Annotated in this window: 10 protein-coding genes; 7 read left to right on the forward strand and 3 right to left on the reverse strand. The window is 54.4% G+C overall.

Going from position 1 to position 11,487, the window contains the following annotated elements; translation table 11 throughout:
- A partial coding sequence (locus tag AC2LB6_RS23915) for a LysR family transcriptional regulator (RefSeq protein WP_490095374.1) occupies nt 1-669 on the reverse strand: 669 nt, incomplete at its 3' end.
- 117 nt (nt 670-786) lie between these two features.
- Here AC2LB6_RS23915 and AC2LB6_RS23920 point away from each other — a divergent pair.
- The 7 genes from AC2LB6_RS23920 (at nt 787) to mglC (ending at nt 9,026) form a co-directional block, all read left to right on the forward strand.
- The gene (locus AC2LB6_RS23920; protein ID WP_490095375.1) at nt 787-1,914 is read left to right on the forward strand and encodes a YbfB/YjiJ family MFS transporter; all 1,128 of its coding nucleotides are present in this window, start codon (nt 787-789) and stop codon (nt 1,912-1,914) included.
- A 124-nt stretch (nt 1,915-2,038) separates the two neighbouring features.
- The gene (folE, locus tag AC2LB6_RS23925) at nt 2,039-2,704 is read left to right on the forward strand and encodes a GTP cyclohydrolase I FolE (RefSeq protein WP_490095376.1); all 666 of its coding nucleotides are present in this window, start codon (nt 2,039-2,041) and stop codon (nt 2,702-2,704) included.
- A 49-nt stretch (nt 2,705-2,753) separates the two neighbouring features.
- Nucleotides 2,754-3,914, forward strand: coding sequence for a DUF418 domain-containing protein YeiB (gene yeiB / locus AC2LB6_RS23930; RefSeq protein ID WP_490095377.1), 1,161 nt, complete (start codon nt 2,754-2,756; stop codon nt 3,912-3,914).
- Nucleotides 3,915-4,061: 147 nt separating this feature from the next.
- On the forward strand, nt 4,062-5,102 hold the full coding sequence (gene galS / locus AC2LB6_RS23935; protein WP_490095378.1) for an HTH-type transcriptional regulator GalS: 1,041 nt from the start codon (nt 4,062-4,064) through the stop codon (nt 5,100-5,102).
- A 309-nt stretch (nt 5,103-5,411) separates the two neighbouring features.
- Nucleotides 5,412-6,407: a galactose/glucose ABC transporter substrate-binding protein MglB gene (gene mglB, locus AC2LB6_RS23940; RefSeq protein ID WP_490095379.1), complete on the forward strand. Its 996-nt coding sequence runs from the start codon at nt 5,412-5,414 to the stop codon at nt 6,405-6,407.
- Between the two features lie 68 nt (nt 6,408-6,475).
- Nucleotides 6,476-7,996 (forward strand): galactose/methyl galactoside ABC transporter ATP-binding protein MglA, encoded by a 1,521-nt coding sequence (gene mglA, locus AC2LB6_RS23945; RefSeq protein ID WP_490095380.1) that lies wholly within the window; start codon nt 6,476-6,478, stop codon nt 7,994-7,996.
- 19 nt (nt 7,997-8,015) lie between these two features.
- On the forward strand, nt 8,016-9,026 hold the full coding sequence (mglC, locus tag AC2LB6_RS23950) for a galactose/methyl galactoside ABC transporter permease MglC (protein WP_090959445.1): 1,011 nt from the start codon (nt 8,016-8,018) through the stop codon (nt 9,024-9,026).
- A 145-nt stretch (nt 9,027-9,171) separates the two neighbouring features.
- Here the strand turns inward: mglC and sanA are convergent, their stop codons facing one another.
- Together sanA and AC2LB6_RS23960 are read right to left on the reverse strand one after the other, a co-directional pair.
- Complete coding sequence (gene sanA / locus AC2LB6_RS23955) at nt 9,172-9,891, reverse strand: outer membrane permeability protein SanA (protein WP_490095381.1); 720 nt, start codon at nt 9,889-9,891, stop codon at nt 9,172-9,174.
- Nucleotides 9,892-10,026: 135 nt separating this feature from the next.
- On the reverse strand, nt 10,027-11,487 hold a 1,461-nt coding region (locus AC2LB6_RS23960), incomplete at its 5' end, for an NAD-dependent malic enzyme (RefSeq protein ID WP_490095382.1).

Consider the following 11,487-nt stretch of genomic DNA (forward strand, 5'->3'; position numbering starts at 1 on the left):
GGCCAGCATCGCGTGATAGGACTGAATCTCCATCACATTATCGGGTGCGGTCTGGCTGTCGCGATACCAGCTCTCCAGCTTCACCCGGTAAGAGCAGCTATTGCGGAACGCAAACAGGGTATCGTCCTGCACGTCGCGCGCCGTGGTGATTGGCCCATGATCCAGCCCGGTAATGAGCACCATCTCCTCGCGAAAGGCGATGCAGCCATTCAGATCGTCATGGGAAACAGGGCCATCCACCAGCGCGGCGGCCAGGGTGCCTTCGCGGACCCGATCGATAATTTCGCCCGAGGTGCCGGTAATCAGCGACAGCGCGACTTTGGGAAAGCGCTGGTGATAAGCGGCGAGCAGACCAGGCAGGCGGGTCGCTGCAGTGCTCTCCATGGAGCCCAGGGCAAAGTTTCCCGCCGGTTCGCCGGTTCGGGTCATGCTCATCGCTTCTTCACTTAACGCCAGAATACGCTGCGCATAATTCAGGAAATTATGGCCCATCGGCGACAGGCGAATGCGCTGCTTCTCACGAATAAAGAGATCCACACCCAATTCTTCTTCCAGCTGGCGCAGCCGCGTGGTGAGATTAGAGGGGACGCGATGCAGCTGTTCTGCTGCGCGTGCCAGAGAACCTGTTTCGGCGACGGAACAGAACATACGCAGCTGAACTAAATCCATATCTTCTCTTCCTGTAAACAAGTTGGTTAATATTATTCACTTTCCGTGAGTTTAATCATCCTGCATGCTGTTAGCAAGTCAGAAGAGATCTCAGGGCAGAACAACAGGAGTTCAGCAATGGCGTTACGCGTCGCGCTCAGCGCGTTTTTAACTTTATTCGTGGCGATGGGCATCGGGCGATTCGCCTTTACGCCCCAGGTGCCACTGATGATTCAGGCACATCAGCTGACACTCACCAGTGCCAGCCTGGTCGCAGCCTTCAACTATCTTGGCTACCTGTGTGGATCGTTTGATGCGATGCGCGCACATCGGCGGGTCGAACTGCGGCTGCAGGCGGGTGTGTGGGGCGCGGTAATCCTGACGCTGCTCTCGGCGCTGGCAACCGGTCCCTGGCTGCATGGCGCAATTCGCTTTTTGATTGGCTGGGCCAGCGGCTGGGCGATGGTGCTGGTGGCGGCCTGGAGCAATGAACAGCTGCATCGGCATGGCCGGGCAGGGTTATCGGCGGCCGTGTTTGCCGGACCGGGCTGCGGCATTTTTGTCAGCGGGCTGCTGGGGGTAGCGCTGCACACATTTCAGGTCTCCGCCGGTCTGGCATGGGCCGCTTACGGTGCGCTGGCGCTGCTGCTGATTGCGCTCATTACCCGTAACCTGCCGCGTCGCGGCGAACTGCACCGTCCGGATCAGGCACCCGAGCCGCTGGTGCTGAATCGCAACCTTAAACGTCTGGTGCTGAGTTACAGTCTGGCTGGCTTTGGCTACATCCTGCCCGCTACCTTTTTGTCGCAGATGGCTGCTACGCGTTTCCCTGATGGCATCTTCGCACAGTTTGTCTGGCCGATATTTGGCGGTGCGGCGATGATCGGCATCCTGCTGGGTATCCTGACGCGGCGCTGGGGACACAGCCACGTCCGTCTGGCGGTGGTGCTCTGGGCACAGACACTGGGCGTGTTTGCTGCGGCCCTGCTGCCCGGCTTTAGTGGCCTGCTGGCCGGTGCGCTGCTGGTGGGCGGCGGATTTCTCAGCGTGGTTCAGTTGTCGATGCTCTGCGCGCGTGAACTGGCTCCCAATCATCTGCGTTACATGGCTGGCCTGCTGACCACCGGCTACGCGATCGGACAGCTGGTTGGCCCGCTGCTCTCTTTTCTCTCTACGGCCCTGTTACATCGGCTGGAGCCTGCGCTGTGGGTGGCTGGGGTCAGTCTGGTCTGGGCGGGCCTGCTGGTCTGGCGAAGAATTGAGTGAAAAGCTTTCATCACCAATCTGATTGATTGCTGGATTCCCTGCAAAGAAAGTTTCACAATACGCGCCTGATTACAGGGCCCGCAGGCATTAGCTCGCGGGCGCAACACCAGCCGGAGAAGAGTAGATGAGCACCCTAAGTCAGGAAGCTGCCCTGGTTCACGAAGCGTTGCTTGCGCGTGGACTTGAAACGCCGTTACGTGCACCGACGCGCAACATAGATGACGAAACACGTAAGAACCTGATTGCCGGGCACATGACCGAGATTATGCAGCTGCTGAATCTGGATCTTGAAGATGACAGCCTGATGGAAACGCCGCATCGTATCGCCAAAATGTATGTGGATGAGGTCTTTTCTGGTCTCGACTACGCAAACTTCCCGAAAATCACCGTCATTGAGAACAAAATGAAGGTCGATGAGATGGTGACCGTGCGTGATATCACCCTGACCAGCACCTGTGAACACCACTTTGTGATCATCGATGGCAAAGCGACCGTCGCCTATATTCCCAAAGAAAAGGTCATTGGCCTGTCGAAAATCAACCGCATCGTGCAGTTCTTTGCCCAGCGTCCGCAGGTGCAGGAGCGTCTGACGCAGCAGGTTCTGGTTGCACTGCAGACGCTGCTGGGCACCAATAATGTGGCCGTTTCTATTGATGCGGTGCACTACTGTGTCAAAGCGCGTGGCGTAAAAGATGCCACCAGCGCGACCACCACGACTTCGTTGGGTGGCCTCTTCAAGTCCAGTCAAAATACCCGTCAGGAATTTTTGCGCGCAGTGCGCCATAGTTGAGTTTACGGCGGGCGCATAATGTTGCCCGCCTCAATGGTGCAGGTGCCGCATGCAACGCTATCACGCGCTGGATTTCATTCGTGGATGTGCCATTCTCGGCATTCTGCTGCTCAATATTGTCGGCTTCGGTCTGCCTTCAGCCGCCTACCTTAACCCGGCCTGGCAGGGCAGCGTCCGCCTCTCTGATGCCTGGACCTGGGCGCTCTCTGACGCTTTTGCTCAGCTCAAATTCCTCACTCTCTTTGCGCTGCTGTTTGGCGCGGGTTTGCAAATGCAACTGCCGCGCGGCAGTCGCTGGCTGACGGCCCGGCTTTCCATTCTGGTCCTGATCGGTTTTGTGCACGGGATTTTTCTCTGGGAAGGCGACATCCTGCTGGACTACGGCATTATCGGACTGGTGGTGTGGCGGGTGCTGCGCGATGTCCCCTCCACCCGCAGCCTGATGAATACCGGCATTCTGCTCTACCTGGTGGGCTGCGGCGTGCTGCTGGTGTTTGGGTCGATCTCCTCTCCTGAGCCGACTAATTCCTGGCTGCCGGGCGCAGCCGATCTGCAATATGAACAGTACTGGAAAATGACCGGCGGCTGGGAAGCGATACAGAACAGGCTGGATCATCTCTCGTCAGGGCTAATGGCTCTGGCAGCGCAGTATGGCTGGCAACTGGCAGGTCTGATGATGATTGGTGGCGCACTGCTGCGCAGCGGCTGGCTGATTGGCGAATTCCCTGCACGGCATTACCGTCAGGCGGCGGCGCTGCTGTTGATCATAGGGTTCTCCATTGCGGTGGCCGGCGTGGCATCGCAATGGCTGTTACATTGGGAATTTCGCTGGACCGCGTTTTACCTGCAGGCCCCGCGCGATCTCGCCAGCCCGCTGATTAGTCTGGGTTATGCCGCGCTTTGCCTGGCTTACTGGCCACAGATAGCGCGCTGGCGGATCAGCTACGCCATCCAGTGCGTGGGCCGCATGGCGCTGACCAACTACCTGCTGCAGACCGTGATCTGTACCACGCTGTTCTATCGTTTTGGCTTCTACATGCACTTCACCCGACTGGAACTGGTGCTGATGGTGCCTGCGGTATGGCTCATCAATATCCTGTTTTCACTCATCTGGTTACATTTCTTCGCACAGGGTCCGCTGGAATGGCTGTGGCGGCGGTTTACGCTGCTCTCAGCCGGAAAATCGCGCATCACTGACAACGCAGGATAATGACCGCCATCACAAAGGTTACATAATTGTATGTAACCGTTTTCATTGGTGTGACGCATTTCACGCTGCACGCCTCCTGCCCCTGACAGAATAGCGCCGGTGTACAACCCGGCGTGATGCCCTATTTTTCCTTTCTGGAACTGCTGCATGATAACTATTCGTGATGTTGCCCGTCAGGCTGGCGTGTCAGTGGCGACCGTGTCGCGCGTCCTCAATCAGAGCAACGCCGTGACCTCTGACACCCGCGACGCCGTGTTACAGGCGGTTGAAGCGCTGGGCTATCGCCCTAACGCCAACGCCCAGGCGCTGGCGACGCAGGTCAGCGACACGATCGGGGTGGTGGTAATGGATGTCTCCGATCCCTTCTTCGGGGCGCTGGTTAAAGCGGTGGATACCGTGGCGCAGCGCGTGCACAAACATGTGTTAATCAGCAACTCCTGGCATCAGGAAGAGAAAGAGCGTCATGCGATTGAAGTGCTGATCCGTCAGCGCTGCAGCGCCCTGGTGGTGCACGCGAAAACGCTGCCGGACGCGGAACTGGCGGACTTTATGCAGCACGTGCCCGGCATGGTGGTGATTAACCGCATCGTCCCCGGATTTGAACACCGCAGCGTCAGTCTGGATAACGTCACTGGCGCACTGATGGCCTCAAGAACCCTGTTACAACAGGGGCATAGCCGCATTGGCTACCTCTGCTCCAGTCATCCCATCGAAGATGTGGCACAGCGCCGGGAAGGGTGGATGCAGGCGATGGCAGAGCAGGGCATCCGGCCGCAGGAGAGCTGGATAGCCAGCGCAGAGCCAGACATGCAGGGCGGCGAAGCGGCGATGGTGGAGCTGCTGGGGCGCAATCTCAACCTTACTGCGGTGTTTGCCTATAACGATGGCATGGCGGCGGGCGCACTCACTGCGCTGAAGGACAACGGCATCCAGGTGCCACAGCATTTTTCTGTCATTGGCTTTGATGACATTCCGATTTCCCGTTACACCGACCCGCAGTTAACCACGGTTCGCTATCCCATTGTATCCATGGCAAAAATTGCCACTGAACTGGCGCTGCAGGGCGCAGCCGGGCTGCTGGACGACACCGCAACCCACATCTTTATGCCAACCCTGGTGCGGCGTCATTCAGTGGCGCAGCGGCAAAATGTGGAGTCCATCACTAATTCGGGCGATTCAGGCATGTAACCGTTTTCAATCTGTGATTACATTCACAGTTAATTAACATTGCTCTCACTATGATGGCAGCGTCTTACCGGACTGAAACATTATGTAACGCCAGTGTAACGGCAGCAGTTGTGGTCTCAGTAGCCGGTTAAAGGGTTCAACCCCTCTTCATGGAAGCGTTTTGGTACAGGGAAGTCAGGTTTTAGACGGCGTTCAATGGCTTAACATCCTCATTACGTTGGCCAACGCGTCGCTCTGTTTTACCGATTGCTCTCCCGCATGTTGCGCGGTAGCGCTAAAAAGACCCTGCATAATAAAACCGGAGATACCATGAATAAGAAGGTTTTCACGCTTACAGCACTGGTTGCCAGCATGATGTTTGGTGCAACCGCTCACGCAGCTGACACCCGTATCGGCGTGACCATTTACAAATATGATGACAACTTCATGTCAATGGTGCGCAAAGACATCGAGAAAGAAGCGAAAGCGATCGGCGGCGTGCAGTTGCTGATGAATGACTCACAGAACGACCAGTCCAAACAGAACGATCAGGTTGACGTGCTGATGGCAAAAGGCGTGAAAGCGCTGGCGATTAACCTGGTTGACCCGGCTGCTGCTGCAGTCATCGTCGACAAAGCACGTGCCAACGACGTGCCGATTGTCTTCTTCAACAAAGAACCTAACGCCAAAGTGCTGGCCGGTTATGACAAAGCTTACTATGTCGGTACCGACTCTAAAGAGTCCGGCATTATTCAGGGTCAGCTGATCGAAAAACACTGGAAAGCCACTCCAGCCTGGGATCTGAACAAAGATGGCGTGATTCAGTTCGTGCTGCTGAAAGGCGAGCCGGGCCATCCTGATGCAGAAGCCCGTACCAAATATGTGATCGATACCCTGAACAAAGATGGCCTGAAAACCCAGCAGTTAGCGATGGATACGGCAATGTGGGATACGGCGCAGGCTAAAGATAAGATGGATGCGTGGCTGTCAGGCCCGAATGCCAAAAAAATCGAAGTCGTGATTGCTAACAACGATGCAATGGCGATGGGTGCGGTGGAAGCCCTGAAATCGCATAACATGACTTCAATCCCGGTCTTCGGCGTCGATGCACTGCCAGAAGCGCTGGCGCTGGTGAAATCCGGTGCGCTGGCCGGTACCGTGCTGAACGATGCAGAAAACCAGGCGAAAGCGACGCTGGATATTGCCAACAATCTGGCGAACGGCAAAGCGGCTACCGACGGAACGAACTTCAAGATGGTTGATAAAATCGTCCGCGTTCCTTACGTGCCGGTTGATAAAGAAAATCTGTCTCAGTTCGTGAAATAAGATCGATTACGGGCGCGACCGCTGTCGCGCCTTTTTTATGTCACCACCGTTTTTTAGCCAGGTAAAATATGGCCAGTGATAACACGACCGCGCAGCGAGAATATTTGCTGGAAATGACGAATGTCTCAAAATCATTTCCCGGCGTTAAAGCGTTAGATAATGTTAATTTGAAAGTGCGGCCTCACTCTGTTCATGCATTAATGGGCGAGAACGGTGCCGGGAAATCTACCTTATTAAAATGCCTGTTTGGTATTTATAAAAAAGATACCGGCAGTATCCTGTTTCAGGGTAACGAGATCGACTATAAAAGCTCGAAAGAGGCGCTGGAAAATGGCGTGTCGATGGTGCACCAGGAATTAAACCTGGTTCTGCAGCGTACCGTGATGGACAACATGTGGCTGGGACGTTATCCGCGCAAAGGCTTCTTTGTCGATCAGAATAAAATGTACCAGGACACCAAAGCGATTTTTGACGAGCTGGATATCGATATCGATCCGCGCGACAAAGTTGCCAATCTGTCTGTGTCACAGATGCAGATGATTGAAATTGCCAAAGCGTTCTCCTACGACGCGAAAATTGTGATTATGGATGAGCCGACCTCCTCGTTAACCGAGAAAGAGGTTAATCACCTGTTCACGATTATTCGTAAGCTGAAAGATCGCGGCTGTGGCATTGTTTATATCTCGCACAAGATGGAAGAGATTTTCCAGCTGTGTGATGAGATCACGATTCTGCGTGATGGTCAGTGGATCACCTCTCAGCCGCTGGAAGGGCTGGATATGGATAAGATCATCTCGATGATGGTCGGCCGTTCACTGAACCAGCGTTTCCCTGACCGTACCAACGTGCCAGGCGAGACGATTCTTGAGGTTCGCAATCTGACGTCACTGCGTCAGCCATCGATTCGCGACATCTCATTTGATTTGCGTAAAGGGGAGATACTCGGCATTGCCGGGCTGGTGGGTGCCAAACGTACCGATATCGTCGAAACGCTGTTTGGCATTCGCGAAAAATCGGGCGGCACCATTAAACTGCATGGCAAACCGATTAATAATCACAGCGCCAATGAAGCCATTAACCACGGTTTTGCGCTGGTGACCGAAGAGCGTCGCTCAACCGGTATTTATGCGTTCCTCGACATTGGTTTTAACTCGCTTATTTCCAATATCAAAAAATATAAAAACAGTATGGGACTGCTGGATAATAAACGCATGAAGAGTGATACCCAATGGGTGATCGATTCAATGCGCGTTAAAACTCCAGGCCACCATACTCAAATTGGTTCGCTTTCGGGCGGTAACCAGCAAAAAGTGATTATTGGCCGCTGGTTATTGACCCAGCCTGAAATCCTGATGCTTGATGAACCAACACGCGGTATTGATGTTGGTGCGAAATTCGAAATTTACCAGCTGATTGCTGAGCTGGCGAAAAAAGAAAAAGGCATCATTATTATCTCATCCGAAATGCCGGAGCTGTTAGGCATTACCGATCGTATTCTGGTAATGAGTAATGGACTGGTAGCAGGCATAGTTGATACCAAAACGACCACGCAGAACGAAATATTGCGTTTAGCGTCATTACACCTTTAATGAAGCAAGGGCTGTTAACATGAAAGCGACTACAAAAAAGAATGCGCTAACCTGGTTAAAAGAGGGCGGCATTTATGTCGTTCTGCTGGTATTGCTGGCTATTATTATTTTCCAGGACCCATCGTTCTTAAGTTTAATGAACCTGAGTAATATTCTGACCCAATCTTCGGTGCGCATTATTATTGCACTGGGTGTGGCGGGTCTGATTGTGACCCAGGGTACTGACCTGTCAGCCGGACGTCAGGTTGGTCTGGCAGCGGTTGTCGCCGCGACGCTGCTGCAGGCGATGGATAACGCGAACAAAGTCTTCCCGACGCTGGATACAGTGCCGATCCCACTGGTTATTCTGACCGTGTGCATCATCGGCGGTGTGATTGGTCTGGTCAACGGTGTGATTATTGCTTACCTGAAGGTAACGCCATTTATCACCACGCTGGGCACCATGATTATCGTTTACGGTATCAACTCACTCTATTATGACTTTGTTGGTGCATCACCGATTGCCGGTTTTGACGCAGGGTTCTCGAAATTTACTCAGGGCTTCTTACGCTTTGGTGATTTCAAACTTTCGTTCATCACTTTCTACGCTGTGATTGCCATTATTTTCGTCTGGGTGCTGTGGAACAAAACCCGCTTCGGTAAAAACATTTTTGCTATCGGCGGTAACCCGGAAGCGGCGAAAGTGTCAGGCGTCAATGTGAACCTGAACCTGATCCTGATCTATGCGCTGTCAGGCGTGTTCTACGCCTTTGGCGGGATGCTGGAAGCGGGCCGTATCGGTTCGGCTACCAACAACCTCGGCTTTATGTATGAGCTGGATGCGATTGCGGCCTGTGTGGTCGGCGGCGTCTCCTTCGCCGGTGGTGTCGGTAGCGTGGCGGGCGTCGTGACCGGTGTTTTGATCTTCACCGTGATCAACTACGGTCTGACCTATATCGGCGTCAACCCTTACTGGCAGTACATCATCAAAGGCGGCATCATCATCTTTGCCGTTGCGCTGGATTCACTGAAATATTCGCGTAAGAAGTAAGTCCAACTCCACGCTAAAAAAGCGACCTTCGGGTCGCTTTTTTTATGGGCAGTTTCTGGTTTATTGTTGTGAGATCGAGGTTGCGAAGAGAACACGGTCAGATCGGAAAGAGGCTAAGGCCAGTCCATGGCACGCGCGGGCCGAGCTATTTCCGCAGCTTTTGTTCCAGCTCCAGCAGCTGCTCCGGCGTCACCGCAGGGTAACTCTGCGCATCTTCAGGCACTTCGCGTACGGCGGGAATCGGCACCAGCGGGCCTAAGAAACGGGGTTCGCGCTTGAGCAGGAACAGATCCGCCAGCGCGCCCAGCCGGGCACCCACCTCTCGGAAACGCACGCTCAGCATATTTTTAGGTGAGGGCACCGCGTAACACTGCGCCTGAATGCCCAGCTGTAAGGCGATAAACAGCGCACGCTCACAATGAAAACGCTGCGTGATAATAATAAAATCGTTGGTATCAAATACTTTGCGGGTGCGCACGATCGAATCCAGCGTGCGGAACCCCGCATAATCGAGAACGATGTCAGCGGGATCGACGCCGGCTTTGATCAGATCGCGACGCATCGTCATTGGCTCGTTATAGCTTTGCAGCGCGTTATCACCACTCAGCAGCAGATAATTGACCTTGCCACTGTTGTAGGCATTCAGCGCGCCCTGAATACGATAGAGATAATACTGATTGATGACGCCGGTACGATAATATTTAGCGGTACCCAGTACCACACCGACCTGACGATGCGGCAAAGAAGCGACATTTTCGTAAATAAAGGGCGCAGTTTTCCAGCTGATCCAGCGATCAAGGCCGAGCGCCGTTGCCATCATCAGTAAAATGATGAAAAGCAGACCAATGAAAACGCGTTTCAGCATGCGCCTGGAGACTCGATGTCAAAATAGTGAGGTGGGACAAGGCTACTTGAGCTGTCACTCTGAAGCAAGTTACTGCCGGCTGGCTGTGCTCTTTTTGAACACTGCCGGATCGGATGCGATCCGGCAGCCCGAAGATTAAATCGAGGTACGACGATAATGACGGTACTGTGGCAGCCAGAAATTGTTGGCGATAGCCTGTGACAACACATCTTCAGAGGTCACCACGGCGACACCCGCCAGCTGAGCAGCTTTACCTACTTCCATCGCGATGATCTTCGACACGCCCTGAATATCTTTGATCTCAGGCAGCACCGGGCCTTCACCTTCATTCACCAGCGGAGAGCAGTCAGCGAGCGCGCGGCTGGCGGTCATCAGCATGGTATCGGTAACGCGGCTGGCACCCGAAGCAATCACACCCAGGCCAATGCCCGGGAAGATGTAGGAGTTGTTGCACTGTGCAATCGGATAGGTTTTGCCGTTCCAGCTCACCGGCGAGAATGGGCTACCGGTTGCGACCAGCGCGGCACCGTCAGTCCAGGCGATAATATCGGCTGGCGTCGCTTCCACGCGTGATGTCGGGTTCGACAGTGGCATCACGATAGGGCGTTTACAGTGCTTGTGCATCTCGCGGATGATCTCTTCAGTGAACAGGCCCGGCTGGCCAGAGACACCAATCAGAATATCGGGCTGAGCATTGCGCACCACGTCCAGCAGCGAGATGGCATCATTGGTGACATCCCACTGCTGCAAGTTTTCGCTCTTCTGCACCAGCTTGCTCTGGAAATCGAGCAGGTTAGGGAGCTTGTCAGTGAGCAGACCAAAGCGATCCACCATCATTACCCGGCCACGCGCTTCCTCGTCACTCAGACCTTCGGATTTCATCTGTGCGATGATCTGTTCAGCGATACCACAACCTGCGGAACCGGCGCCCAGGAACACCACCTTCTGCTCGCACAGGCGGCTGCCGGCGGCGCGGCTGGCTGCTATCAGGGTACCAACGGTCACGGCGGCAGTGCCCTGAATATCATCATTAAAGCAGCAGACTTCATCGCGATAGCGGTTCAGCAGCGGCATGGCATTCTTCTGGGCGAAATCTTCAAACTGCAGCAGCACTTTCGGCCAGCGGCGTTTAACGGCCTGAATAAAATCGTTCACGAACGCATCATACTCTTCGCCGGTGATGCGCGGATGACGCCAGCCCATATAGAGCGGATCGTTCAGCAACTGCTGGTTGTTGGTACCGACATCCAGCACCACCGGCAGGGTGTAAGCCGGACTGATGCCGCCACAGGCGGTATAGAGTGAAAGCTTACCAATCGGGATACCCATACCACCGATGCCCTGGTCGCCGAGGCCCAGAATACGCTCGCCATCGGTCACCACGATCACCTTCACATTCTGCTTGGTGGCGTTTTGCAGCATATCTTCGATATGGTCGCGGTTAGGGTAGGAGATGAACACGCCACGCGCACGTCGGTAGATTTCAGAGAAGTGTTCGCAGGCTGCGCCGACGGTCGGGGTGTAGATGATGGGCATCATCTCTTCGAGATGGTTATCCAGCAGGCGGTAAAACAGCGTTTCGTTGGTGTCCTGAAT

The organism is Pantoea sp. RCC30.1, from assembly GCF_058148845.1.